This is a genomic window from Streptomyces sp. NPDC001508 (assembly GCF_040298665.1).
Classification (GTDB): domain Bacteria; phylum Actinomycetota; class Actinomycetes; order Streptomycetales; family Streptomycetaceae; genus Streptomyces.
In genome coordinates, this window is the sequence record NZ_JBEPAP010000040.1 from 58,882 (window position 1) to 83,741 (window position 24,860).

Here is a 24,860-nt window from a genome sequence, read left to right on the forward strand (position 1 = left end):
GGGCCATCACTGGCCACCGCGCCCATGCGGCGGGCCGGCTGACGTCCAGACAACTCCTGATCACAGTCGGCCGGTTAGGGCAATGCGCCAGGGATCCAGCCTCGTTCCCTAGGGGGACTTGACCTGCCGTTTGCCTGACGGACCGGGGTTGCAGCGCTACGGTGCGCGCATGGACACCTCGCGCAACACGGTCCTTGAGGCGTGGATGAAGGAGCACGGCCACAGCGCCAACAGCCTGGCCGAGGCGGTCAACACGGCCGCCGAGCAGCTGACCGGCCGGACCGGCGGCCACGACGGCTCATCCGTCCGTGCCTGGAAATCCGGCCGTATCCGATGGCCGAATGCGGTGACGCGCAAGGCCCTTGAACTCGTCACGGGCCTACCCGCCACCGAATTAGGGTTCGTGCCACGGGGCCGGGCTCAGTCCACCCCCGCCCCCCAGCAGGAGGACCCCGACATGAAGCGCCGTACCCTCGTCGGCGGCATCGCTGCGGCCGCCGCCGTTGCAGCCACGCCCGGCACCGCCCCCCGCCGCATCGGCATGAGCGACGTCGACCGCCTACAGCAGCGATTCGCCGAGATCATCGCCAGCGACCACCGCCACGGTGGACAACTCGGCATCGAACAGCGCGCCGCCGCGCTCGCCGACGAGGCGCTGAACCTCCAGAACTCCGGCGCGGCGACCCAGCGCGTCCGCAGCCACCTGTACGCCTGCGCAGCCTCCTTCCGCTCCTCCGCGATGTGGGCGGCGATCGACGGCCGCCGCTACGACGACGCCCAGCGGCACATGCGCGAGGCCCAGGCCCTCGCCGAAATGTCCGGCGACCAGGGGATCAAGTTCCGCATCTGGAGCCACGCCGGCACCATGTACCGCCACATGGGCCGCCCTGCTGACGCCCTGGCAGCCAACGACGTGGCCCGGAACCTGAACATCACGCGCCGCGATCCCATGTTCGCCTCCCTCGGCCTGGCCCGACAGGCGGCCATCCACGGCGCCGCCCAGGACCGCACCGGCACCCGCCGCGCGTTCGACCAGGCCCAGGACGCCATGGACCGCGCCGACCCGCACGCCGCCCGGCCGGTATGGCTCATCGCCTTCTACGACCAAGCGGAGCTGCACTCCCTGGCGCTGTCCGCCTACCTCACCCTGGGCGACTACCCGACGGCGGAGTCCCACGGCCACCGCTGCCTGGCCAGCTTGCGGCCCCACATGGTCCGGTCCCGGGCCATCACCACGACCCGGCTCGCACACGCTCAACTCCACCAAGGCGACGCTGACGCCGCCACCACCGCGGCCATGCAGGTACCCGCCACTGCCGCTACCCAACACGCCCGGGTATCCCGCATGCTGCAAGAGTTCGGGGCCGCGCTCCGGGCCAAGGCGCCCGGCAGCCCCACCGTGCAGACCTGGACCGAGCACACGGCCGCCTGGAGGACCAGCGCATGACCACAGCACCCGTTATCGAACTCCGCACGTTCACCACGCTTGAGGGCGTCCGGGGCGACCTGCTGGACGTCTACGCCGAGGTGCGCGCGCCCCTGCTGCACCTGCCGAACTACGCCGTCACCTCATTCGGTGAGCGCCTGGACCGCCATGGCGGCGAGCCGGGATTCGTCGCCGTCCTCGCGTACGCGGACGACCAGCCCGTCGGATACGCCTACGCCAACACCATCAAGTACGGGGACCGCTACTGGCAGCGCACCACCCCGCCGCCGACGGACCAGTACACCGAGCGTCCGGCCCTGGCCATCAAGGAGATCGGCGTACGGCCGTCCTGGCGTAAGACCGGCACCGCCCGGCGCATCCATGACGCCCTCCTGGCCACCCGAGAAGAGCCGTACGTGACGCTCATGGTCAACGCGGCGGCGGGTGACGGCAAGGTGCACGCCCTCTACCAGTCGTGGGGTTACCAGGACATCGGGCACAGCCAGCCCTCGCCGGCCTCCCCACTCCTCACCGTGATGATCCGCGCCACCCGCTGACCAACACCGGCGGCCCACCCTCACCGAGACGGGCCACCGTCCTGCATCTGCGGCTGCACCGCAGGGAAGTGCCGCCCCGGATTGGCAGCCGCTCCCACTGTCGGTGACGTCCCGTGCGCCTGGGCCGACTTCCTGGCTCACGCCACGCAGTGAACACGTACGGGAGGTACGCCATGCGCAACAACCGGATTCTCACAGGAGCCCGTTGGCGTAAGTCGTCCCACAGCGGAGGCACGGGAGGGGACTGCGTGGAGTGCACGCCCCTCGGCCCCCTCGTCTGGCGCAAGTCCTCGTTCAGTGGCGGCACCGGAGGCGAGTGTGTCGAATGTGCCCCGCTCGGCGGAGCCGTATGGCACAAGTCGTCCCACACAGCGGAGACACCGGCGGTGATTGTGTCGAGGTCGCCGACCTCACCCCCCACATAGCCGTCCGCGACTCCAAGCAGCCCGCCGGGCCGCACGTGACCTTCACACAGGCCGCCTGGGCCGATTTCCTGGCTCACGCCGTGCAGTGATCCGTCGGCCCGCCGGTCAGGTCGATTTCTTGCCGCGGCCCGCCTGGGTGCGGACCGCGCCCATGCTGGCCGCGATGACCAGGGCGATGGCCAGGGACTGTGTCACGGTCAGAACAGTGCTTGCACTTGTAGTTGCAGCCCAGGTTGATCTCCCAACTCGCCTTGCAAGTACCCCCAGGTGGAGGGCCGGCGGGCGAGCAGGAAGTCACCGGTGGGGCGGCCGGTCACGTCCATGTCTTGCCACTGCTCGCGGACGGCGTCGGCGAGCCAGGCCGGGGCGGGTTCCGCGGCGTCAAGGGCGCGCAGCTCCTCGTACCGCTCTCCCGGCAGCAGGGCGCCGCCACGGCTCCCCGGCCGTACGAGCACATGCTGCTCCAGGAACGGGCTGGCGATCAGGGAATGCATGCAGGCTCCAAGAGGGTCGTCCGCCCCTCGTCGGGGCGGGAGTCTGAGGGGAGGAAGGAAGTGGTGAGCAACCGATGCATCGAACGTTCCTCAGCGATGCGGGATGAGTGCGTGCGATGAGGAGCGACCGGGCCGTCAGGCGACCGCCGTCAGCTCCGCGACGCGGGCGAACTCCTCCTCCAGACGGTCGCGTCCGAGGGCGGCGAACTCGCGGTCGAGGTCCGCCGGTGTCACTCCGCGGAGTTCCACCATCGTGCGGGCGGCCCGGACCCAGGGAGCCCACTCCGACCCGTACTTCACCTGCTCCATGTGACACCCGGGGATGGGCTGGAGCGATTGTGGGTGATGAAGGGGGCCGACGACTCCCCACGCGGGCACGCGTCTTGCCCATGCCGCCACGAACCGCCCACCGCGCAGGGCGTTGCAGAGCTGGATGGAGATCCCGGCACACGGTACGCATACCGGTGGGCTGGTGGTCCGTTCCCCTTCCCGGACCGCACCGCAGGAGTCCCGCAGGAGGAACAGGTGGGGGCCGTGCGGGTCGGGCGGCATGCGGGAGCAGACCTGGCACATCATGTTCAGCATTGCCCGACGCTGCCGGTAGGGGTGGACGTTCCGGAGTTGTAGGTTGCCCCGGCGGCGCTTGGGCCGGAGGGCGTAGCGGGCCCAGAGCACGCCGAAGCTGTCGCGGTCGTACGGGGTTTCGTCAGCGTACGCGATCCCCGGGACCACGCGGCGGCGGACGATCGGGCACGACAGGAGCCTTTCCTCGCTCCATCCGGCGATGTACGGGACGACGCCTGGCGGGGCCGGAGGCAACACGATCGAGAACCTTCCTTTGTCGAGACGAGAGTCACGGGCCCGCCGGCCCCCGCGGGGAGAGTCGGGAGCGGGAAGCCGGCGGGCACCTGGGGGGGCTCCGGTCACTCCCTGGGGCGTGAGCGACCGGAGCCGGTCATGAGGTCAGCGGCCGATTCCGGCCACGAGGGCGCCCATGAGGGCGGCAAGGATCAGCGCGTAGAAGAACTGGCCCTTCGGAGTGTCCGGCCTCATACGCATCGCCACTCCTCCCGAGCCGTTTCAACTGAAGCGAGGTAGGACTCCAGGAGCACGCCTGCCGGTATCGCCTCCGCGCAGAGCGGCGCACTCGTCTCCGGATGGCAGGGCGGGACGAGCCAGCCGCGGGCCGCCACCAACTCCGGGACGTGGACGTCGGGCGGGGGAAGGAGGACCAGCGTCCTGCGCGGCAGCGCGCTGGAGTGGAGGGCGTCCCAGCCGGACGCGGAGCCACGTTCGGAAATGAACTCCGCACCGAGCGGGCCAAGGGCGACCGGGTGCGTGCGCTCGCCCAGCGCCGCGTTGTAGGTGCGCCGGATCGTCACGACGTCGATCTGATCGCCCGCCACGGTCACGATGCGGCCCCGATCGCGAGCCGGTAGCGGCCGTACAGGACGAGTTGCGAAACCGCGTCGGCAGTACACAGGTTGCCGGGCCCCATCATCGGCACGCACCAGTAGCAGCGGTGGCCGTGTTCCTCATCGAGCGTCGGTGAAGGCACGCCGAGGTAGGAGCCGATGCCGAGGCATTCGGCGCCCTCATGCCGCCCGTCCGTCCACTCCGGCCGCTGCGCTGCGCTCGGCGGCACGAGCGCGTAATACCGGCTGCTGAGCTGGTCGGTGAAAACGGGGCCGCCGTGGAGAGCTTCGTCGAGGAAACCACATACCGGCTTGGGCTCATCGGAGCCGGCCGCGGCATGGACGAGCCCGGCGGACATGCGTACCGCGGCGAACAAGCCACCGCACCGCAACAGTGCGATATCGCTCGTGGTCCAGTCGTTCCAGGCCCGGTCAGCGCTCTCCACGGCAGAGATCAGCAGCCAGGAAGCCACGGCCTGCACGGACACCTGCCGCCTCGGCAGCAGCGCCCCGACTCGCGCCCTTGGGCGTCTCTCTGCGCCCGTCATTGGTCAGCCTCCAGCACGGAGACGTCTCGTTTCAGTGCTTGCGCGCTGGCCACCTTTGCTCCCCTGGCCGAGTCGATTCTGATTACTCGTAAGAGGTAACCGCCCGACTACGCACTGCGGGTACCGTTGGAGACAGGTGCGACCGTGAACACCGTGAACGCCATGGAGCTGTCGGGAGTGAGTACATGGCCACGAGAAACCGCACGCCCAACCTTGCCTTGGACAAGCTGCTTGAGCAGGCACGATGGACGCGCACGCAACTGGCACAGCAAGTCAACCGACTCGGCCCCCAAGCCCGGCTTCATCTCACCTACGACCGGACCGCCGTCGCGCACTGGATTGCCGGTACGCCGCCGAAGCCTCAGGTCAGGCCCCTGATCCTGGAAGCCCTGTCCGCCCGTTTAGGGCGACCGGTGACCCACGAGGAAGCCGGTCTCCAGCCCGCCGTGTCCGGCGACGGCACTCAACCAGCCGACACTGTTGAGGAGTTGATCGACTTGGGAAGGGCGGACATGGATCCATCCCGTCGCGGAGTTCTGACCGCGACTCTCTTCTCAGCAGCGCTGTCCGTGCCCGCGTTCCAGCAGACCGCACGGGCCGCCGACAGTCCGGTCACGCCGGGCAAGGCAACGACCCGGATCGGCGCATCCCAAGTCGCCTCCGTACGGTCCATGACAGCGAGGATCGCGGACATTCTCGACGAGTTCGGCGCAGGCCACGCCCGCCCCATGGCCGCCGCCTTCCTCGTCAACACCGTGGGCCCGTGGCTGCGGGCGCAGGCCTCCGAGCCGGTCAAGCGGGACATGCTCGCCGCCGCGTCTGACCTCACGTACCTGACAGGCTGGATGGCCATGTACGAGAAGGCCCACGGTCTGGGACAGACCTACTACGTCAAGGCGCTCAAGCTCGCTGACGAAGCCGGCGATCACCTCACCTACTGCCGCACACTGCGCGGCATGTCGCTGCAAGCCTCGAACCTCGGACGCGGGCAGACGGCACTCGACCTGGCGGACTCTGCGGCCGAGGCGGCGCCGACCGCCGGTCCTCGTCTGGTCGCGTTCCTGCGTGGACAGCAGGCCCACGCGGCATCCATGGTCGGCGACCGGAACCAGGCCCACACCCGCCTGCGCGAAGCCGAGACAGCGCTGAGCAAAGCCGACCACCGGCGCGACGCAATCGGCGGTTACGACCAGACCGCCTATCTCTTCCACGTCTCCCACGTGCTGAAGGAAGAGGGCGACCTCTCCGGCAGCATCAAGGCGATGAAACAGTCCATCCGGCTCCAGCCCGCCCAGGAGCGGCAGGGCCGCGTACACGCCTACGCAGTACTCGCCCAACGACAGCTCAAGTACGGGCATCTGGACGCCGCATGCCAGTCCTGGAATTGCTTCCTCGACGAGTACGAACACATCTCGTCCATCCGCGGTGACGACCACTTCGCCACCCTCCGCACGGATCTCACCCCCTACGCCAAGTCCCGCGCGGTGAAAGAACTCGCCGGCCGAGTACGAGAGGTCGCAGCGGCCAAGGCCTGACCGAGGGACACCTCCGGGGGAACCGTCGGTGAACCCCGGAGGCGGCACCCGCCACGCTACGTGCTCTCAGCGCCGGGCAACACTGGTAGCCCCTCAGGTCGGCCCCGGTCGGCACGGGCCCCTTCAGTTCACTTCACCACACTCTTAGGTGACCTTTGAAGAGATGCCCTCGGGATGCAGGCGACTTCGGAAACTGACAGGCAGAGCTACTCGGTGCGTACCACCGCCGCGCTCGCACTCCACCAGGCCGGTTCTGCTTCGGCTGATGTCGCTCCGCCACCTTTGAGCACGGCAGGCATCGAGCAGACTGCGTCTGTCGGCTGCCAGGTCCTGGATGAACTGCTCCCCGGTGAGTTTCACCGCATCAGTCTGGTCGTAGGAACGGCGCGTAGACCGGCGTCGCCGACTTTCAACAAGCCCGTGACCTGGGCCTCCCCGATGGCGCTGCCGGTACGGGTGAACTTCCCGGAGCCGCGACCTGCCCCGACCGCAGGGCGTACCGGGCTCACAGCACACCGAAACTGTCCCGTTCGTACGGCGATTTGCCGTCCGCGACTCCAAGCAGCCCGCCGGGCCGCACGTGACCTTCACACCGGCCGCTTGGGCCGACTTCCTGGCTCACGCCGTGCAGTGACCACATAGTGCTGTGACCGGGAAGGTTCACCGTGATCGGAAGGCGGCTCGCGGGGCGAGCGCACGCGAAACGGCTGGTATTACTGGGGCATGCAGGAAGAGATTGCACGCTCCGCGATCGACACGTTCATCTCCGCGTTCAACGCCTCGGACGACAGCTATGTGACTGCCCTGCTCTCCCAGGCCCTGACCTCAGACGTGGTCTTCTGGGGGCCGTTGGGTCGCAGCGAAGGAATCGCGGCGGTCGAGCGGTTCGTGCTGGACATCCGACGCCACCCGGCGGGGACCGGCACGATGGTGCGCTGCTCAGCGGTGGACATGCCTGGCGAATGGGCCCGGTACCAGTGGGTCTTCACCACGCCTGATGGAGGTCCCCGCCTGGCGGGAACGGACGTCGTCCATCTGCGGCGGAGCCTCATCGACCAGGTCATCGTCTTTGCGGGGGAGATCGAACCGTCCGCCTCCTGAGTCATCCTTCTGTCGCTGTCCTTCTCCTGAACTTGCCCCCTTCGGCGCTCGGGGGCTGCTGTTCGCGGTTGGTCAGGCCGCGGTGTTGAGGGGGTGTCCGCCCCAGCGAATGCCCTTCTCACTGCGGACGCGGGCGCGTTCCTTGCGTTGGGCGGCGAGTACGTCGGGGTGGCGGGCGTCGGTGTTGCGCCGGCGCAGGCAGCGGTGCAGTGCCTGGGTCTGCGCGGGGTGGCTGCGGTGGTGGGAGTTGGCCAGGGTGAGCGGGCCGAAGTGGGCCTCGACCGGATTGGCCCAGGAAGCGTAGGTCGGGGTGAAGCACAGCTCGACCTTGTTCTTCTTCGCCCAGCGGCGGATGCCCGCGCCGGTGTGGGCCCAGCGCTCGGATCGGACGTCACCGCACATCCAACCGTCACGACCACCAACCCGGTGAACCTTCCCGGTCAGAGCAATAGCCGTCCGCGACTCCAAGCAGCCCGCCGGGCCGCACGTGACCTTCACACCGGCCGCCTGGGCCGACTTCCTGGCTCACGCCGCGCAGTGACCCGTCGGCCCGTCGGTCAGGTCGATTTCCTGCCGCGGCCCACCTGGGTGCGTACCGCGCCCATGCTGGCCGCGATGACCAGGGCGATGGCCAGGGACTGTGTCACGGTCAGGGACTGGCCGAGGATCAGGAAGCCCGCGGTGGCGGCGAGGGCCGGTTCCAGGCTCATCAGGATGGCGAAGGTGGAGGCGGGCAGGCGGCGCAGGGCGAGGAGTTCGAAGGTGTAGGGCAGGACGGAGGAGAGCACCGCCACCGCCGAGCCCAGCGCCACGGTGGTCGGGTTCAGCAGCCTGCTGCCCGACTCGGCGATGCCCAGCGGCAGGAACAGCAGCGCCGCCACCGCCATGGCCAGCGCGAGCCCGTCGGCCTGCGGGAAGCGACGGCCCGTACGGGCGCTGAAGACGATGTAGGTCGCCCACATGGCCCCCGCTCCGAGCGCGAAGGCGACGCCCAGCGGGTCGAGGTCGGCGAAGCCCCCGCCGCCCAGCAGGAAGACACCGGCCAGTGCGAGGGCCGCCCAGACGGCGTTGATCGCCCGGCGGGAGGCCAGCACCGACAGCGCCAGCGGGCCCAGCACCTCCAGGGTGACCGCGGCGCCCAGCGGGATGCGGTCGGCGGCCTGGTAGAACAGGCCGTTCATCGCGGCCATCGTGATGCCGAAGACGATCACCGTGCCCCAGTCGGTGCGCGAGTGGCCGCGCAGCCGGGGCCGGCACACCACGAGCAGGACCACGGCCGCCGCGAACAGCCGCAGCGTCACCACGCCGAAGGCGCCGGCGCGTGGCATCAGGGTCACGGCGAGCGCCGCGCCGAACTGGACCGAGATGCCGGCGGAGAAGACGAGTCCGAGCGCCCCGAACCGGCGCGGTGCCGCGCCCTGCGCGGGTGTGGCCCCGGGCGGGGCGGTGGTCGAGGAGGTCGTCGGCGTGGGGGCGCTGGGCGTGGTCACGGGCGGTCCAGGGGATCGATCAGGGGGCGTTCATCATGATGTACTTTCGAGTCCAGAGTAATTGACTTTCGTCAGGGGTGTGAACCCCTGTTGCCACTGTCCTGGATGCTGAGACGAGCCGTGTACCGCCGAACCCGGCGACGGGTTCAGCGCCGCCCGTCCCACGGCCCGAACTGCTCCAGCACCTCGGTGTCCGTGGCCCGCGCGCGCAGGAAGTAGTCGGCCCATGCGGCGATGTCCGGGTAGGCGCACTCGGCAACCAGGCGGGCGACGGCGGCCGGAATGTCGTACGGCGTGACGCGCAGGCCGGCGCCGGGGCCGAGCAGACACCAATGGGCGCCGGACCGGCCGTGGGTCTGGCCGGCCGCGGGTCGGTCCACCGCGGGCGGGGTCCAGTCGGGCGCGTACCGCTCCAGTACCTCGGCAAAGGTGACGCCCGCCGGCGCCGGAGCCCCCGTGCGCGGGGGGCATGGCCGTCAGCCCGCGGGGGCGCGTCACCCGAAACGCCGTCTCAGCCGACGGACTAGGTTTCGCCCGGGTTTCTTCCACGGCTAACCTCACCTCGTGGCTGAGATCCAGATTCCTGCTGACATCAAGCCCGCGGACGGTCGGTTCGGCGCGGGTCCCTCCAAGGTCCGGGTGGAGGCGCTGGACGCGCTGGCCGCCACCGGCACGTCCCTGCTGGGCACCTCCCACCGCCAGGCCCCGGTGAAGAACCTGGTCGGCCAGGTGCGCGAGGGCATCGGCGCCCTGTTCTCGCTCCCGGACGGCTATGAGGTAGTCCTCGGCAACGGCGGCTCCACCGCGTTCTGGGACATCGCCACCCACGGGCTGATCGAGAACAAGTCGCAGCACCTCACGTTCGGCGAGTTCTCGTCCAAGTTCGCCAAGGCCGCCAAGCTGGCGCCGTGGCTGGCCGAGCCCACGGTCATCGCCGCCGACCCGGGCACCCACCCGGAGGCGCGCGCCGAGGCGGGCGTCGACGTCTACGCCTTCACCCACAACGAGACCTCGACCGGTGTCGCCATGCCGATCAGGCGGGTGGCCGGCGCCGACGAGGGCGCGCTGGTGCTGGTGGACGCGACCAGCGGCGCCGGCGGCCTCCCGGTCGACGTCGCCGAGACCGACGTCTACTACTTCGCCCCGCAGAAGTCCTTCGCCTCCGACGGCGGCCTGTGGATCGGTGTCTTCTCCCCGGCGGCGATCGAACGCGCCGAGCGGATCCACGCGAGCGGCCGGCATGTCCCCGAGTTCTTCTCGCTGCCCACGGCGATCGACAACTCGCGCAAGAACCAGACGTACAACACCCCGGCGCTGGCCACCCTGTTCCTGCTGAACCAGCAGCTGGAGTGGCTCAACGGCCAGGGCGGCCTCGCCTGGTCCACCGCCCGCACCAAGGACTCCTCGACCCGCCTGTACTCCTGGGCGGAGGAGTCCAAGTACGCCACCCCGTTCGTCTCCGACCCGGCCAAGCGCTCCCAGGTCATCGGCACGATCGACTTCGCCGACGACATCGACGCGGCGGCCGTCGCCAAGGTGCTGCGCGCCAACGGCATCGTCGACACCGAGCCGTACCGCAAGCTCGGCCGCAACCAGCTGCGCATCGCGATGTTCCCGGCCGTCGACCCGTCGGACGTCGAGGCCCTGACCCGTTGCGTGGACTACGTGATCGAGAAGCTGTAGTCGCTCGGCCGACGACGACGAAGGGCGCCTGAGGAGTACCGGAGTACCGCGGGGCGCCCTTCACCGCGTGTGGCACGCGCCGCCCGCGCTCAGCCGCGGCGGCGCAGCCGGCGCAGCCAGAGCAGGGCGGCGGCGACCACCGCGACGAGGGCGGCGATCTTCAGGCCGGAACCGGCACTCGTGCCGCCCGCCGCGCCACCCGCGGCGTTCCCCTTCCCGGAGGACGGGGCGGAACCCCCGCCGGCCCCGGGCGCGTCCTCGGCCGTCACCGGACTCCCGGCGCCCTCACTGCCGTACAGGAGCTTGGTGCCGTCCGTGGAGTAGGTCACGGACTCCCCCTGCCGCTGCAAGGGCACGTTGAGCCGCTGCCGGCGCCGGATGTCGCCGCCGTTCCAGTCGTACAGGATCCCGCCGAAGTAGCCGCGCACCGCGAGCTGCCGGCCGTCCGGCGAGAAGGCGGCGTCGGTGGCCCACAGGTCGACGGGTGCGACCGGCTTGAAGACGTTGGTGCCGGACGCCGACAGCCGCGCGGGCCCTTCGTACAGGTGCCCGCCGTCCTCCTTCTTGTCGATGATGTACACCCGGCCCGTTGTGGGGTGCACGACCAACGACTCCGCGTTCCGGGCGCCGTTCGCGTACTTCACCACGTACTGCGTCGCGCGGACCGTCTGGTCCTTCAGCGTCTCGGGCTCGGGCAGCCGGTAGATCCAGACGTACGGCCACGAGCCGTCGAGGTTGTCGCCGATGTCACCGACGTAGATCTGGTTGCCGGGTCCGATGGAGATCGCTTCGACGTCGCGCGGCGAACCGACGCCGCTCAGCGTCACCGTGGCGACGGTCCTGCCGGTGGCGCCGTCCACGGCGTAGAGATACGGCCCGTCGTCGCTGTCGTTGTGCGTCCAGTAGATGCCCGGGTGCAGGCGGGAGGCGGCCAGGCCGCTGGACTCGGTGATCCGCGGGTCCCGGATCGTGAACCCCCCGTCACCGTCGGCCGCGGCGGCGGGCGGCACGGCGAGGGCTCCCGTGAGCAGAGCCCCGGCGAAGAGGGCCAACGATCGACGCATGCCCCAAGCCTGCCATCCCGGTCCGCGGCCGGCCCCACGTGGTGGGCCTCACATCCCACCCGCCACCGCGATCGACCATCATGAGCTGATGCTCAGGTTGATGCCCGTCGGCGATTCCATGACCATCGGAAGTACGGGCGACCACACATGGCGTTACCGGCTCTGGCAGCACCTGTGCGCGACGTACGGCGGCCCGTTCACGCTCGTCGGCCCGCGGGAGACGCTCTACGACAAGTCCGCGGACGCGCCCACCTCCTACGCCTACGCCGACCCCGACTTCCCCCGCGGCCACCTCGCCGGCTGGGGCGAGGGCTGGCTGCACATGGCCCCGCTGATCGGCGAGGCGGTGCGCGAGCGCCGGCCCGACGTGCTGCTGGTGGCGCTGGGCCTGATCGACCTCGGCTTCTACACGGACGCCGAGCAGACGGCCCGCAACGCCCGCGCCTTCGTCGCTGCCGCACGCGAGGCCGACCCGGCCGTCCGCATGGTGCTGCTCCCGGTCATCCCGAACATCCGCGCCGCGACGGACCCGTTCTTCGCCGACCAGGTGACCCGGTTCAACGAACTGCTGGCGAAGGCGGTGGCGGACCTGGACGAGCCGTCCTCCCCTCTCCTGGTGGCCTCGATACCGGAGCCGTACGACATCCACACGGACACCTATGACGGCACCCACCCGAACCGCAGCGGCGAACACAAACTGGCGGGGGCGTTCGCGGGGGCGATGTGGGGGGCGTGGGGGATCGGACACCAGTACGCGGCCGGAACAAGCTGACCGATTTCCGGCGTCTCCTGGTCACGGTGCGTATCGTTGTACCGCGCGACCGCACCTGTCCGTGGGGTGGCCGGGGAGGAGCGCCACGATGACCGTCCTTGCAGACAGGATCGAGATGGCCGAGGAAGACGGAGAGCTGACTCTGGACAACTTGTTCGAGTCACTGGAGCGAACCACCCCCGAGGGTTACAAGGTCGAGATCGTCGAGGGGGCCGTCTTCATGTCGCCACAGCGGGACACGCACTGGGAGATCATCCTGGACATTATCGAGCAACTGCGCAGCAAGTATCCGCGCAAGCGCGTGAAGTCGGACGTCCGTATCGACTACCCGGGCCACCTCAACGGCTTCGCCTCGGACATCACGCTCGTGGCCGAGGGGGCCGAGCGGACGCCCGGCGGCCTGTGGCGGTACGGCGACGTCGAGTTCGTGGCCGAGGTCATCTCCAAGGGCACGGCCGCCAACGACTACGGCCCCAAGAAGACCGCGTACGCGGTCGCCGAGGTCCCCGTCTACCTCGTCGCCGACCCGTACCAGGGCAGGTGCCACCTGTACACGCAGCCGAAGGACGGCGAGTACGTCAGCGAGTTGTCGGTCGCCTTCGGCGTGGACGTCGACATGACCGGCACATCCATCGGCCTGCGGCTCACGACGGGCGAGTTCCCGCGGGACTAGGGCGGAGTTCTTCCGGTCGGGCCGCATCCGTCTCATCCACGTGCTTGCATAGAGCGCACTCCAAGTCGTTGGCTGGGTGCCCATGAAGTACACGCAGCTAGGACGCACGGGACTCAAGGTCAGCCGACTTGTCCTCGGCACCATGAACTTCGGCCCGCAGACCGATGAGGCCGACAGTCACGCCATCATGGACACGGCGCTGGACTCGGGCATCAACTTCTTCGACACCGCGAACGTCTATGGGTGGGGTGAGAACAAGGGCCGCACCGAGAAGATCATCGGGAACTGGTTCGCGAAGGGCGGCGAGCGGCGCGACAAGGTCGTCCTCGCCACCAAGGTGTACGGCAACATGGCCGCCGACGGCGACGCCTGGCCCAACCACGACAAGCTCTCCGCGCTGAACATCCGGCGGGCGGTGGACGCCAGCCTCAAGCGCCTGCAGACCGACTACATCGACCTGTACCAGTTCCACCACGTCGACCGCGGCACCCCCTTCGAGGAGATCTGGCAGGCGATCGACGTCCTCGTCCAGCAGGGCAAGATCCTCTACGTCGGGTCGAGCAACTTCCCCGGCTACAAGATCGCCCAGGCCAACGAGGTCGCCGAGCGGCGGGGCGGGACCATCGGGCTGGTCAGCGAGCAGTGCCTGTACAACCTCGCCGAGCGCCGCGCCGAGATGGAGGTCATCCCGGCGGCCCAGGAATACGGCCTCGGGGTCATCCCTTGGTCGCCGCTGCACGGCGGTTTGCTGGGCGGTGTGATCAAGAAGGAGGTCGAGGGCGGGCGCCGGGCGAGCGGCCGGGCCGCGGACTCCCTCGCCAACCCCACTGTCCGCGCCCAGGTCCAGTCGTACGAGGACCTGCTCGCCAAGCACGGCGTGGACCCGGGCGAGACCGCCCTGGCCTGGCTGCTGACCCGGCCCGGTGTGACCGGCCCGATCGTCGGCCCGCGTACCGCCGAGCAGTTGGAGTCGGCCCTGCGGGCGGTGGAGCTGGAGCTGTCCCAGGAACTGCTGGACGGGCTCGACGAGATCTTCCCGGGCCCGGGTCCCTCCCCGGAGGCCTTCGCCTGGTAACGACCTGCCGGAGCCTCCGGGCCCATGGCCGCGCCGTCGAGGCCGCGCCGTCGGGGCCGGTGCGGGGAGAAGCCGGTGCACCAAAGGGAGCCGGTAGGGGAAGGAGACGGTGGCGCACGGCCGGCCGCATGCCGTGGTCGGCCGCGCCTCCATGGCGGGCCGGGCGGCCGGCTATCCGCCGAACGCCGCCGCCAGGGCCACCACGACGAGCATCAGCACAAGCGCACCGGCCATGATCCGGTTCCGGGTTTTCGGGTCCACGTGTCCGAGGTTAACCGGCCCCGCCGAGCGCCCAGCGGGCGACCGACTCATAACGGGGCTGCTCGCCGGGGACCCCGGACCTCGGCAGGTTGCTGCGCACCAGGACGAGGTCGGCCACGGTCCAGGTGCGGCTCGTGAAGGCGGCGAGCGTCTGCACGTACGGCCGGGCGTCCACCGAGTCCCGGCCGCGGGCCACGGTCAGATGGGCCTTGTAGTGCCGGTGCTCCCCCATCGGCAGGCCCGCCCTGCGCCCCGCCGCCTCCGCCCGCCCGGCCAGCCGGCGCAGCGCCTCCAGATCGCCCCGCGCCCCGGTCCACAACGACTGCCCGTGGCCGAACTGCCCACCGCCCGCGAGCGCCAGCGGAAAGGGGGCACTGTGCCCGGCCGCACGCGCCAGCCGGGCCGACAGGTCCACCACGAGCGTCTCGTCGACCTCGCCGTAGAAGGCGAGGGTGAGGTGCCAGCCGGGGCGGCCGGTCCAGCGCAGCCCGTCCGCGCCGGGCAGCCGCCGCAACCGGGCGATCTCGGCGGCGAGTTCACCGGCGACGTCCTCAGGGGGCAGCACGGCGGCGAAAAGTCTCATACCCCACCTTCCCAGACGGGCGGACCGGGGCATCATGGCGGACGTGGAGCGAAGCGAGAAGATCACGATCAGGGCGGGAGGGGCCGACGACATCCCGCTGATCCTCGGCATGTTCGACAGCGGCGTCGAGTGGCTGGTCGCCCAGGGGCGTACCGAGCAGTGGGGGTCGACACCCTGGTCGGCGAATCCGCGGGCGGTGGCACTGGTCGAGCGGTACGTCACCGAGGGCGCCCCGTTGATCGCCGAGTACGACGGGGTGCCGGCGGCCACGCTCACCCTCACCGACGCGCCCGCACCCTATGTCCGGCCCGCGGACGAGCCCGAGCGCTACATCCACATCCTGGCCTCCGACCGCCGTTTCAAGGGCCTCGGTGTCGGGGCCGCGCTGCTCGCGCACGCGGTGGCGCAGACCCGTCGTTCCGGTGTCTCGCTGCTGCGCGTGGACTGCTACGCGGGCGGGGACCGCAAACTGGTCGCCTACTACGAGCGCAACGGCTTCACGCCGGTCGAGTCCTTCACGGTCGGCGAGCAGGCCTGGCCCGGACAGGTGCTGGCCCGCAGGGTGTGACCCGGGGCGGGTGCCGCGCCGGGCCCACCCCCGCGGGATGTCAGGCCGCCGCCAGCTCGGGCTCGCGCTCCGGCTCCCGCCGTACGAAGCGGACCTGCGGGTGTCCGTGGTGCCAGCCCACCGCGAGGCGCAGTCCGCCGATGCGGGCCAGGAGCACACCGATGGCGGCGGCCGCCGCGGCCGAGATGACGCCGCCGAGGGCGAAGCCGACCCGGGGGCCGTAGGCGTCGGTGATCCAGCCGACGACGGGGGCGCCCAGTGGCGTACCGCCCATGAAGACCATCATGAACAGGGCCATCACCCGGCCCCGCATCGCCGGGTCGGTGGCCATCTGGACCGAGGTGTTCGCGGTCACGTTGACCGTCAGTCCGAAGATCCCGATCGGGACCATGAGCAGCGCGAACAGCCAGTAGGACGGGGCGAGCGCGGCGATGACCTCCAGGGTGCCGAAGGCCACGGCGGCGGCGGTCAGGATCCGCAGCCGGGCGGTGCCGCGGCGGGCGGCGAGCAGCGCGCCGGCCACCGAGCCGACCGCCATCAGTGTGTTGAAGAGGCTGTAGGCGCCGGCGCCCGCGTGGAAGACGTCGTCCGCGTAGGCCGACAGCCAGACCGGGAAGTTGAAGCCGAAGGTGCCGATGAAGCCGACCAGGACGATCGGCCAGATCAGCTCGGGACGGCCCGCGACATAGCGCAGTCCCTCCCGCAGCTGGCCCTTGCCGCGCGGGGTCGGCTCGACGACATGCAGCTCACGGGCGCGCATCAGCAGGAGTCCGGCGATGGGGGCGACGAAGGACAGGCCGTTGGCCAGGAAGGCCCAGCCGGTGCCGACGCCGGTGATCAGCACGCCCGCGACGGCGGGGCCGATCAGCCGGGCGGACTGGAAGTTCGCGGAGTTCAGGCTGACCGCGTTCTGCAGCTGGTCGGGGCCGACCATCTCGGAGACGAAGGACTGGCGGGCCGGGTTGTCGACGACGGTGGCGAGTCCGACGGCGAAGGCGGCGAGGTAGACGTGCCACACCTGGACGTGGCCGGAGAGGGTCAGCGCGGCGAGCGCGAGGCCGGTGACGGCCATCGACGCCTGGGTGACGAGGAGGGTGGGCCGCTTGGGCAGGCGGTCGACGAGGACGCCGCCGTAGAGGCCGAACAGCAGCATCGGCAGGAACTGCAGGGCCGTCGTGACGCCGACGGCCGTGGAGGAGCCGGTGAGGCTGAGCACCAGCCAGTCCTGGGCTATGCGCTGCATCCAGGTGCCGGTGTTGGAGACGACCTGGCCGATGAAGAAGAGCCGGTAGTTCCTGATCTTCAGCGAGCTGAACATCGAGGACCGGGGGGTGCGAGGGGTGGTGGTAGTGGTCGGTGCGGGGGCGGAAGCTGCTCCGGATCCCGAACTCAAAGGGTTCGCCTCCTCTTGAACTGGTCGTGGTGAATGGGGCGTCCGGCTCCGGCGCGTTGAGCCGGTGGCGGGGCGCCCCTGCGGCTCACTCGGGGGACCGGACGGACTGGGCGGGGTTCACAGGTGTGCGAGCTTTTCCAGGACGGGGGCGGCGGCGCGGAGTTTGGCCCACTCGTCCTCGTCGAGGCCGTCGACCAGGCCGGCCAGGAACGCGTTGCGCTTGCGGCGGCTCTCCTCGAGCATCGCCTCGGCCTGCTCGGTCCTGGTGACGACCTTCTGGCGCCGGTCCTCGGGGTGCGGCTCCAGACGGACCAGTCCCTTGGCTTCGAGCAGCGCGACGATGCGGGTCATCGACGGCGGCTGGACGTGCTCCTTGCGGGCCAGTTCGCCGGGGGTGGCCCGGCCGCAGTTGGACAGGGTGCCGAGCACCGACATCTCGGTGGGGCTCAGCGACTCGTCGACCCGCTGATGCTTGAGCCGACGGGACAGCCGCATCACGGCGGAGCGCAGGGAGTTCACGGCGGCGGCATCGTCGCCATGGGTGAGGTCCGACATGTTTGTTAGGGTAACTCATTACCCTGACTAAAGACCACCCCGGGCGTCACGGATGTCCGTGACCCCTGCCACTGATTCCGGACATCACTCATACGGGTGATGTGGATGCGGAAGGTGACCCGCCGCCGCGGTGACTGCGGCGACCCTCGTCTCCATGGGGACCAGTGTGCTCAGCCTGCGGATAGACCACGACCTGCTCGAACGGCTCCGGCACCATGCCGCCAGAAGCGGAATGAGCGTCCAGGACTATGTGGTCCGGACGCTCATTCGGAACGACTTCGACGAACGGTTCCAGGCCGCCGTCGAGGAGACGGAGAGGTTCTACGGGGTTACGTGAGCGGGGGAACCCGCCGCCGGATCAGGTCAGGCCGAGGGCCGGCATCAGGTAGTAGAAGGCGAAGACCGCGGAGACGACGTACATCGGTACGGGGATCTCCCGGGCGCGGCCGGCCGCGAGGCGCAGCACCACGAAGGTGATGAAGCCCATGCCGATGCCGTTGGTGATCGAGTAGGTGAACGGCATCATCAGCATCGTGACGAACGCCGGGACCGCGATCGTGTAGTCGGACCAGTCGATCTCCTTGACCGAGCCGGCCAGGATCAGGAAGCCGACCGCGAGCAGCGCCGGGGTGGCCGCCTGGGACGGCACCATCGTGGCGACCGGCGTCAGGAACAGGGCCAGCGCGAACAGCGCGCCGGTGACGACGTTGGCGAAGCCGGTGCGGGCACCCTCGCCGACGCCGGCCGTGGACTCCACGAAGCAGGTGGTGGCCGAGGAGGAGCTGGCGCCGCCGGCGGCGACGGCGATGCCGTCCACGAAGAGGACCTTGTTGATGCCGGGCATCTGCCCCTCGGCGTCGGTCAGCCTGGCCTCGTCGCTGACGCCCATGATCGTGCCCATGGCGTCGAAGAAGCAGGACAGCAGGACCGTGAAGACGAAGAGGATGCCGGTCAGGACGCCGACCTTGTCGAACCCGCCGAAGAGGCTGACCTTGCCGAGCAGCCCGAAGTCGGGGGTGGAGACGGGGTTGCCGGGCCACTTCGGGGTGGTCAGGCCCCAGGAGGGCACCGTGGCGACGGCGTCGATGATCAGCGCGAGCACGGTCATCGAGACGATCGAGATGAGGATCGCCCCGGAGACCTTGCGCACGAGCAGCACCAGGGTGAGCAGCGCGCCGAGCACGAAGACGAGGACCGGCCAGCCGTTGAGGTGGCCGTCGCCGCCGAGCTGGAGCGGGACGGTTGTCTGGGCGGCGTCCGGGATGCGGCTGACGAAGCCGGAGTCGACGAGGCCGATCAGCATGATGAACAGGCCGATGCCGATGGAGATGGACTTGCGCAGGCCGTAGGGCACGGCGTTCATCACGCGCTCGCGCAGTCCGGTGGCGACGAGCAGCATCACCACGAAGCCGGCGAGGACGACCATGCCCATGGCGTCGGGCCAGGCCATCCGGGGCGCGAGCTGGAGCGCGACGACGGAGTTCACACCGAGGCCGGCGGCGAGCGCGATCGGCACATTGCCGATGACGCCCATCAGCAGGGTGGTGAAGGCGGCCGTCACGGCGGTGGCCGTCACCAGCTGGCCGTGATCGAGCTGATGCCCGTACATGTCCTTCGCGCTACCGAGGATGATCGGGTTCAGCACGATGATGTACGCCATCGCAAAGAACGTGGCGAAGCCGCCACGGATCTCGCGCGCCAGGGTGCTGCCGCGCTCGGAGATCTTGAAGTGGCGGTCGAGGGCGCCGAAGGCGGACGCCCCGCCCGGCTGCTCCGGGGCGGGAACCTTGGCGGTTGCCGGGGTGGACATGCGGGACCTCATCACCAACGGGATTTCCCCCTCACCGCGCTGGAGTTTCCTACGAACAGAAGTGACTGGAGACAAACGGTCTCAGTATGAACATATAAGGTCCAGATCGCTATCTCCGCGCGTAGACCACCGGGGCGGCGGGCTGCGGCACAGCTCCTCGTAAGCTGTGCGCATGGCCGCTCTCTCTTCCGGATCCCCCAAGCACGAGGCACCGGAGCCCCTGGAAGGCCCCGTCGTCGCCACCATCACCGGCGGCACGATCATCTGGTTCGTCCTCTTCCTCGTCCAGCTCCCCTTCTACGGCTGGTTCGACGAGCACGGCCACACCTGGTGGCTGTGGACCTGCCTGGCCGGCGGCGGCCTCGGCCTGATCGGCGTCTGGTACGTCCGCAAGCGGGACGCGGCGATCAAGCGGGCGGCCGGCCGGCAGACGACCGACCAGCAGACGACCGACCGTCCGACGACGGCGGAATAACCCGGGAGGCGGGGCCCCTACTACCACCGCACGACCCGTCTCCTCCCCAGGTCGGATCTTCTGTCCCCTCGGCGGGTGAAGCGTCAAGAGCGCACGTACCGTCGATGGCATGACGCACATCGACGCGGGCGCCGAACTCGACCCTGTGCACCCGGTACCCGTTCCGTCGACCCCCTCGACCGGTCTGACCGCCGCCGATGTCGCCGAGCGCGTCACCCGCGGCCAGGTCAACGATGTCCCGGTCCGCTCCAGCCGCACCCTCGCCGAGATCGTCCGCGCCAACGTCTTCACCCGCTTCAACGCGATCATCGGCGTCCTGTGGCTGGTCATGCTGGTCGTCGCCCCGATCCAGGACAGCCTGTTCGGCTTCGTGATCCTCGCCAACACCGGCATCGGCATCATCCAGGAGTGGCGTGCGAAGAAGACCCTCGACTCGCTCGCCGTCATCGGCGAGGCCCGGCCGACCGTCCGCCGCGACGGCGACGCCGTCGAGATCGGCACCTCCGAGATCGTCCTCGACGACCTCATCGAGATCGGACCCGGGGACAAGATCGTCGTGGACGGCGTGTGCGCCGAGACCGACGGCCTGGAGATCGACGAGTCACTGCTCACCGGCGAGGCCGACCCCGTCGTCAAACACCCCGGCGACCGGGTCATGTCCGGCAGCTTCGTGGTCGCCGGCGGCGGCGCCTTCGTCGCCACCAAGGTCGGCCGCGAGGCCTACGCCGCCCAGCTCGCCGAAGAGGCGTCCCGCTTCACCCTCGTCCACTCCGAGCTGCGCACCGGCATCTCCACCATCCTGAAGTACGTGACCTGGATGATGGTCCCGGCCGCCATCGGGCTGGTGATCACCCAGCTCGTCGTCAAGAACGACAACGTGAAGGACGCCGTCGCCCGCACCGTCGGCGGCATCGTCCCGATGGTCCCCGAGGGCCTGGTCCTGCTCACCTCCGTCGCCTTCGCGATCGGCGTGATCCGGCTCGGCCGCAAACAGTGCCTCGTCCAGGAACTGCCCGCCATCGAGGGCCTCGCCCGCATCGACACCGTCTGCCTCGACAAGACCGGCACGCTCACCGAGGGCGGCATGGACGTCACCGAGCTGCGTCCGCTCGGCGGCAACGACGAGACGTACATACGCAAGGTCCTCGGCGCGCTCGGCGAGTCGGACCCCCGGCCCAACGCCTCCCTCCAGGCGATCATCGACGCCTGCCCGGACAGCGAGGAGTGGCGCTGCGTGGAGTCGCTGCCCTTCTCCTCCGCCCGCAAATACAGCGGGGCCACCCTCAGCGAGCCGGACGGCGAGAACAGCACCTGGCTGCTCGGCGCCCCGGACGTCCTGCTCACCGACGGCGACCCGGCCCTGGCCGAGACCGAACGGCTCAACGAACAGGGCCTGCGGGTCCTGCTGCTCACCCGCGCCGTCCGCGACCTGGACGACACCGACGTCGCCAAGGGCGCCCACGCCACCGCCCTGGTCGTCCTGGAACAGCGGCTGCGCCCCGACGCGGCCGACACCCTGCGCTACTTCGCCGACCAGAACGTCAACGCCAAGGTCATCTCCGGCGACAACGCCGTGTCGGTCGGGGCGGTCGCCGCCAAGCTGGGGCTGAACGGAGCGGTGGTGGACGCGCGCCGGCTGCCCGTCGAGCGGAGCGAGATGGCGGACGCGCTCGGCAAGGCGACCGTCTTCGGCCGGGTCACCCCGCAGCAGAAACGCGACATGGTCGGCGCGCTCCAGCACCACGGGCACACGGTCGCCATGACCGGCGACGGGGTCAACGACGTCCTCGCCCTCAAGGACGCCGACATCGGTGTCTCGATGGGCTCCGGCTCCGAGGCCACCCGCGCGGTCGCCCAGATCGTGCTGCTCAACAACAGCTTCGCCACGCTGCCGTCGGTGGTCGCCGAGGGCCGCCGGGTCATCGGCAACATCACCCGAGTGGCCACGCTGTTCCTGGTGAAGACCGTCTACTCGGTGCTGCTGGCCCTGCTGGTGGTGTGCTGGCGGGTCGAGTACCCCTTCCTGCCCCGGCACCTGACCCTGCTGTCCACGCTGACCATCGGCGTCCCCGCCTTCTTCCTGGCGCTCGCCCCGAACACGGAGCGCGCGCGACCCCACTTCGTACGACGGGTGATGCGCTACTCGATCCCGGGCGGGGTGGTGGCCGGCATCGCCACCTTCGCGACGTATCTGCTCGCCCGGCACCAGTACACGGGCCCGGACGCGCTGCCCGCGCAGACCAGCGCGGCCACCCTCACGCTGTTCCTGATCTCCATGTGGGTGCTGGCGATCATCGCCCGCCCCTACACCTGGTGGCGGGTGGCCCTGGTCGCCGCGATGGGCGTGGCGTTCCTGTTCGTCCTGGCCGTGCCCGCCCTGCAGAACTTCTTCGCGCTGAAGCTGGTCGGCGTCACGATGCCGTGGACGGCGGTGGGCATCGCGGTCCTCGGCTCGGCGGCCCTGGAACTCCTGTGGAAATGGGTCGACCACCGCTTCCCGGTCTAGGGCAGCCCTAGGCCGGGCGCAGCCGGCAACGCTTCGGCCCCGGGGGTTCCCGGGGCCGAAGGGGGTGGTGTCCGCTCCGGGGGTTACTTCACGTCGACGTAGTCACCCGTGGCGCTGACCGCCGGGGTGGTCGAGGTGCCCGCGAAGCTGTAGCGGTAGTAGCCGTCGACCGTGGCCTTGGTCGTGGTCTTCAGGTTGCCCGTCGAGTCCGACTTGATGGTCTTCAGCGTGGTGTAGGTGCTGGAGCTCTTCTTGCGGAACTGGAGCTTGACCGACTGGCCGGCGTAGCCGTGGTACTTGCCGTCGTCCCAGCTGGCCCGGGACAGCTTGCCGGTGACCGTGATGGTCTTGCCCTTCTTGACCGGCTCCGGCGAGGCGTTGACCGTCAGCTTGGAGGCGCGCTGCAGCTTGGTGGTGGCCAGGGCGTCCTGCCCCGCGTAACCGACCTTGCTCCAGTCGATGTTGTCGGAGGTCGGGTCCTGGTCGTTGAAGTCGATCGCGTAGCCGTCCGCCTTCCAGGTGGTGGCGTCCGCGTTGGTCAGCTCGTAGTCTGGGTAGACGTCGATGGTGCCCTTGCAGGTGGCCTTGGTCGTCGAGTTGTCGACGCAGGTCGGCCAGTCGTCGCCGATCAGGAAGTTCTTCGGGGCGGTGTAGGAGCCGCGGTAGATCTCGACGTCCAGCACGAAGTCGGGCGCCTGGAGGTCGATGTCGGCGGCGTGCGTGACGGTGTAGGTGACCGGGACGCGGACCTTGTTGGTGGTCCCGACGACGATCGGCTTGCCGTTGTTGATCTTCACGTTGGAGAAGGAGAGGTCCAGCGCGTAGGGCACGCCGGTGTCCTGGGTGCCCGCGGTGCTGAACGCGGACTTGCCGGCGGCGGCCCGGTGGGCGGCCTGCGCGGCCCTCACGACGTCGTCGCGGTCGTACGAGGAGCCGCCGGCGGCGTACGCCGCCGGAACGGCGAGGGCGGACAGGGCCAGGGCGCCGGTGACGGCGGCCACGGTGGCACGAATGCGCATGCGTTCCCCTGTGTGGAGAGAGGGCCCCGTCGGCGGTCGTCGCACGCGGCTCGTCACCGCGGGGCCCAAATGATCGTGGAGTCTGTTGACTCAGGTGATCAGATCCACGACAGCGGGCGATGGTTGTACGGAAGTTGAAGAAATTGTGAGCGAGTCACCAAGACCGCAACCCCGACGCACCACCGCCAACCCCGACACACCACCGCCAAGCCCGACACCCCCACAACCACCGGACACGGTCCGACCACTGCGGGCGCGGCATGGGGGGCGGGCGCGGCATGGGGTGGTGGGGGTGGCTCCGGCTCCGGTGGTGGGGGGCTCAGGCTCCGGTGGTGGGGGTGGCTCAGGCGGTTGGAGTGGCTCGGCCGTCGAGTGCCGTTCGGCCGCTGTGGGGGTGGCTCGGACGCCAGGTGCGGTCCGGTTGGCGGGTCCGGTTCGGCCATCGGGTCCGATCCGGCCGCTGCGGGTGGCCCGGACGCCAGGTGCCGCCCGGCCACCAGGTGTGGCCGGGCGCCCGGTACGGTCCAGCCGTCGGGGCCCCCGGGGGCGCCGCGCCGTCTCGGCCGGAGAGACGGCCTGACCACATCCGGCAGGACCCGACCCGAACCGGTCGCCCGGGCATGACTTCCTGACGCGGCGCGGGGCCGACCGCGCCCGGCACGAGCCGAGCGGACCCGGCCCGGCCGGTGTCGGGGGCGATTCGGTCGCTGTGGGTGGCGCGGCTGACGGGCATCGGGCGCGCCCCGAGCGCGGGGTGCGGTCCAGCCGCCGGGTACGGCCCGGTTGCCAGCGCAGCCCAGTCGCCCGGGGTAGCCCAGTCGCCCTGTGCAGTTTCGGGCGGGCGGGTGGTTTGGGGGTGGGGTCGCGAATTGCTGCCGGTTGGCTGTGCATGGGCGTGTTCTGGTGTGTATGAGTGAGTGTCCGGGTTGTGGCGGGTGTGATCCGGTGGGTCAGAACGGAGGTTCCCCTGTCGAATGGGTGACCTTTGCCGGTGGTGGTCGTTGGTGTGGTGAGGGGTTCTTCGGTCGGTGTGGGGGTGAGGGGATGGGCGGGCTGCGGGAGTTGGCGGTGCCGTTCGTGGTGCCCGGTCCTTCGGGGGTCGCGGTCCGTGACCGGCTCAAGGGCCTGACGGCCGGGGACGAGGAGGTACTGCGTCTGGTCGGTGACCATCTGGGCAGGCTCGCGTCCCGGGATCTGAAGGCCCGGTGCGCGGCCGGCCCGGACCACGACAGCGACCGGTGGGCCGAGCGCAAGCGGGCCCTGACCGGGGAGTCCTCCTCACGGTGGGCGGGCAGCATCACGAAGGCCAGCCATGATCAGTGGGCGCTGGCCCGGCGTGGCCGGCATGCGCACATCCAGAGCCTCGAAGCCGGGATCAGGACGATCACGCACCGGCTGTCGCTGCCGGTCGGGGAGAAGGGCGGCAAGCGGG

At 70.1% G+C, this 24,860-nt stretch carries 28 protein-coding genes and 2 pseudogenes; 17 read left to right on the forward strand and 13 right to left on the reverse strand.

The features are described 5' to 3' along the window. The first annotated feature begins 169 nt into the window (after positions 1–169). The 4 genes from ABT245_RS29695 to ABT245_RS29710 all read left to right on the forward strand — a co-directional run bounded on the left by ABT245_RS29695 (position 170) and on the right by ABT245_RS29710 (position 2,497). Entirely contained in the window at positions 170–1,447 is a 1,278-nt protein-coding gene (locus ABT245_RS29695) for an NsdA family TPR-like regulatory protein (RefSeq protein WP_351739186.1), read from the forward strand. Then, positions 1,444–1,983, forward strand: coding sequence for a GNAT family N-acetyltransferase (locus ABT245_RS29700; RefSeq protein ID WP_351739189.1), 540 nt, complete (start codon positions 1,444–1,446; stop codon positions 1,981–1,983). The genes ABT245_RS29695 and ABT245_RS29700 overlap by 4 nt, the downstream gene beginning before the upstream one ends. A gap of 173 nt (positions 1,984–2,156) precedes the next feature. After that, complete coding sequence (locus ABT245_RS29705; RefSeq protein ID WP_351739192.1) at positions 2,157–2,408, forward strand: DUF397 domain-containing protein; 252 nt, start codon at positions 2,157–2,159, stop codon at positions 2,406–2,408. Beyond that, positions 2,333–2,497: a DUF397 domain-containing protein gene (locus tag ABT245_RS29710; RefSeq protein ID WP_351739195.1), complete on the forward strand. Its 165-nt coding sequence runs from the start codon at positions 2,333–2,335 to the stop codon at positions 2,495–2,497. Before ABT245_RS29705 ends, ABT245_RS29710 begins: the two co-directional genes overlap by 76 nt. 108 nt (positions 2,498–2,605) lie before the next feature. Here the strand turns inward: ABT245_RS29710 and ABT245_RS29715 are convergent, their stop codons facing one another. The 4 genes from ABT245_RS29715 to ABT245_RS29730 form a co-directional block, all read right to left on the reverse strand. After that, positions 2,606–2,902 carry a hypothetical protein gene (locus ABT245_RS29715; protein ID WP_351739198.1) on the reverse strand — a complete coding sequence of 99 codons (297 nt, stop codon included), beginning with the start codon at positions 2,900–2,902 and terminating at the stop codon, positions 2,606–2,608. Between the two features lie 135 nt (positions 2,903–3,037). Continuing rightward, positions 3,038–3,724, reverse strand: a complete 687-nt coding sequence (locus ABT245_RS29720; RefSeq protein ID WP_351739201.1) for a hypothetical protein — start codon at positions 3,722–3,724, stop codon at positions 3,038–3,040. A gap of 227 nt (positions 3,725–3,951) precedes the next feature. Further along, on the reverse strand, positions 3,952–4,308 hold the full coding sequence (locus tag ABT245_RS29725) for a hypothetical protein (protein WP_351739204.1): 357 nt from the start codon (positions 4,306–4,308) through the stop codon (positions 3,952–3,954). A 2-nt stretch (positions 4,309–4,310) separates the two neighbouring features. Further along, the gene (locus ABT245_RS29730) at positions 4,311–4,805 is read right to left on the reverse strand and encodes a hypothetical protein (RefSeq protein ID WP_351739207.1); all 495 of its coding nucleotides are present in this window, start codon (positions 4,803–4,805) and stop codon (positions 4,311–4,313) included. A 245-nt stretch (positions 4,806–5,050) separates the two neighbouring features. Here ABT245_RS29730 and ABT245_RS29735 point away from each other — a divergent pair, with 245 nt between their 5' ends. From ABT245_RS29735 to ABT245_RS29745, 3 genes are all read left to right on the forward strand, one after another. Beyond that, on the forward strand, positions 5,051–6,400 hold the full coding sequence (locus ABT245_RS29735; protein WP_351739210.1) for an NsdA family TPR-like regulatory protein: 1,350 nt from the start codon (positions 5,051–5,053) through the stop codon (positions 6,398–6,400). Between the two features lie 478 nt (positions 6,401–6,878). Continuing rightward, positions 6,879–7,034, forward strand: a complete 156-nt coding sequence (locus tag ABT245_RS29740) for a DUF397 domain-containing protein (RefSeq protein ID WP_351739260.1) — start codon at positions 6,879–6,881, stop codon at positions 7,032–7,034. A gap of 89 nt (positions 7,035–7,123) precedes the next feature. Then, positions 7,124–7,501, forward strand: a complete 378-nt coding sequence (locus tag ABT245_RS29745; RefSeq protein WP_244453817.1) for a nuclear transport factor 2 family protein — start codon at positions 7,124–7,126, stop codon at positions 7,499–7,501. A gap of 72 nt (positions 7,502–7,573) precedes the next feature. Here ABT245_RS29745 and ABT245_RS29750 read toward each other — a convergent pair. Continuing rightward, a pseudogene (locus ABT245_RS29750) lies at positions 7,574–7,873 on the reverse strand (IS630 family transposase); the annotation flags it as partial. Positions 7,874–7,949: 76 nt separating this feature from the next. On the opposite strand from ABT245_RS29750, the gene ABT245_RS29755 reads away from it, so the two are divergent. Then, a complete protein-coding gene (locus ABT245_RS29755; RefSeq protein WP_351739263.1) occupies positions 7,950–8,042 on the forward strand; it encodes a DUF397 domain-containing protein in 93 nt (30 codons plus the stop codon). A gap of 16 nt (positions 8,043–8,058) precedes the next feature. Here the strand turns inward: ABT245_RS29755 and ABT245_RS29760 are convergent, their stop codons facing one another. Both ABT245_RS29760 and ABT245_RS29765 read right to left on the reverse strand, forming a co-directional pair. Then, a complete protein-coding gene (locus tag ABT245_RS29760; RefSeq protein WP_351739213.1) occupies positions 8,059–8,991 on the reverse strand; it encodes an EamA family transporter in 933 nt (310 codons plus the stop codon). A 146-nt stretch (positions 8,992–9,137) separates the two neighbouring features. Next, a complete protein-coding gene (locus tag ABT245_RS29765; protein WP_502982221.1) occupies positions 9,138–9,371 on the reverse strand; it encodes a hypothetical protein in 234 nt (77 codons plus the stop codon). Positions 9,372–9,555: 184 nt separating this feature from the next. On the opposite strand from ABT245_RS29765, the gene serC reads away from it, so the two are divergent. Beyond that, complete coding sequence (gene serC / locus ABT245_RS29770; RefSeq protein WP_351739216.1) at positions 9,556–10,674, forward strand: phosphoserine transaminase; 1,119 nt, start codon at positions 9,556–9,558, stop codon at positions 10,672–10,674. Positions 10,675–10,763: 89 nt separating this feature from the next. Here the strand turns inward: serC and ABT245_RS29775 are convergent, their stop codons facing one another. Further along, positions 10,764–11,738, reverse strand: coding sequence for a TolB-like translocation protein (locus tag ABT245_RS29775; RefSeq protein ID WP_351739219.1), 975 nt, complete (start codon positions 11,736–11,738; stop codon positions 10,764–10,766). Between the two features lie 88 nt (positions 11,739–11,826). On the opposite strand from ABT245_RS29775, the gene ABT245_RS29780 reads away from it, so the two are divergent. From ABT245_RS29780 to ABT245_RS29790, 3 genes are all read left to right on the forward strand, one after another. Then, positions 11,827–12,510, forward strand: coding sequence for a GDSL-type esterase/lipase family protein (locus ABT245_RS29780; RefSeq protein ID WP_351739221.1), 684 nt, complete (start codon positions 11,827–11,829; stop codon positions 12,508–12,510). A gap of 88 nt (positions 12,511–12,598) precedes the next feature. Then, on the forward strand, positions 12,599–13,183 hold the full coding sequence (locus ABT245_RS29785) for a Uma2 family endonuclease (protein ID WP_351739223.1): 585 nt from the start codon (positions 12,599–12,601) through the stop codon (positions 13,181–13,183). A gap of 82 nt (positions 13,184–13,265) precedes the next feature. Then, positions 13,266–14,258, forward strand: a complete 993-nt coding sequence (locus tag ABT245_RS29790; RefSeq protein ID WP_351739225.1) for an aldo/keto reductase — start codon at positions 13,266–13,268, stop codon at positions 14,256–14,258. Positions 14,259–14,529: 271 nt separating this feature from the next. Here ABT245_RS29790 and thpR read toward each other — a convergent pair whose 3' ends face one another. After that, positions 14,530–15,102, reverse strand: coding sequence for an RNA 2',3'-cyclic phosphodiesterase (gene thpR / locus ABT245_RS29795; RefSeq protein WP_351739227.1), 573 nt, complete (start codon positions 15,100–15,102; stop codon positions 14,530–14,532). A gap of 109 nt (positions 15,103–15,211) precedes the next feature. Here thpR and ABT245_RS29800 point away from each other — a divergent pair, with 109 nt between their 5' ends. Further along, a complete protein-coding gene (locus ABT245_RS29800) occupies positions 15,212–15,670 on the forward strand; it encodes a GNAT family N-acetyltransferase (RefSeq protein ID WP_502982223.1) in 459 nt (152 codons plus the stop codon). A gap of 40 nt (positions 15,671–15,710) precedes the next feature. Here ABT245_RS29800 and ABT245_RS29805 read toward each other — a convergent pair whose 3' ends face one another. Both ABT245_RS29805 and ABT245_RS29810 read right to left on the reverse strand, forming a co-directional pair. Next, positions 15,711–16,988, reverse strand: a complete 1,278-nt coding sequence (locus tag ABT245_RS29805) for an MFS transporter (protein ID WP_502982222.1) — start codon at positions 16,986–16,988, stop codon at positions 15,711–15,713. A gap of 192 nt (positions 16,989–17,180) precedes the next feature. Next, positions 17,181–17,618, reverse strand: coding sequence for a MarR family winged helix-turn-helix transcriptional regulator (locus ABT245_RS29810; protein WP_351739236.1), 438 nt, complete (start codon positions 17,616–17,618; stop codon positions 17,181–17,183). Positions 17,619–17,772: 154 nt separating this feature from the next. On the opposite strand from ABT245_RS29810, the gene ABT245_RS29815 reads away from it, so the two are divergent. Continuing rightward, on the forward strand, positions 17,773–17,955 hold the full coding sequence (locus ABT245_RS29815) for a YlcI/YnfO family protein (protein WP_351739239.1): 183 nt from the start codon (positions 17,773–17,775) through the stop codon (positions 17,953–17,955). A 21-nt stretch (positions 17,956–17,976) separates the two neighbouring features. Here ABT245_RS29815 and ABT245_RS29820 read toward each other — a convergent pair whose 3' ends face one another. Further along, positions 17,977–19,428, reverse strand: coding sequence for an NCS2 family permease (locus tag ABT245_RS29820; RefSeq protein WP_351739241.1), 1,452 nt, complete (start codon positions 19,426–19,428; stop codon positions 17,977–17,979). A gap of 172 nt (positions 19,429–19,600) precedes the next feature. On the opposite strand from ABT245_RS29820, the gene ABT245_RS29825 reads away from it, so the two are divergent. Both ABT245_RS29825 and ABT245_RS29830 read left to right on the forward strand, forming a co-directional pair. After that, a complete protein-coding gene (locus tag ABT245_RS29825) occupies positions 19,601–19,903 on the forward strand; it encodes a DUF2530 domain-containing protein (protein WP_351739244.1) in 303 nt (100 codons plus the stop codon). Between the two features lie 109 nt (positions 19,904–20,012). Next, positions 20,013–22,409 carry a cation-translocating P-type ATPase gene (locus ABT245_RS29830; protein ID WP_351739247.1) on the forward strand — a complete coding sequence of 799 codons (2,397 nt, stop codon included), beginning with the start codon at positions 20,013–20,015 and terminating at the stop codon, positions 22,407–22,409. Positions 22,410–22,492: 83 nt separating this feature from the next. Here ABT245_RS29830 and ABT245_RS29835 read toward each other — a convergent pair whose 3' ends face one another. After that, positions 22,493–23,428 (reverse strand): hypothetical protein, encoded by a 936-nt coding sequence (locus tag ABT245_RS29835; RefSeq protein WP_351739250.1) that lies wholly within the window; start codon positions 23,426–23,428, stop codon positions 22,493–22,495. A gap of 1,044 nt (positions 23,429–24,472) precedes the next feature. Here ABT245_RS29835 and ABT245_RS29840 point away from each other — a divergent pair. After that, positions 24,473–24,860: pseudogene (locus ABT245_RS29840) on the forward strand (IS200/IS605 family accessory protein TnpB-related protein); the annotation flags it as partial.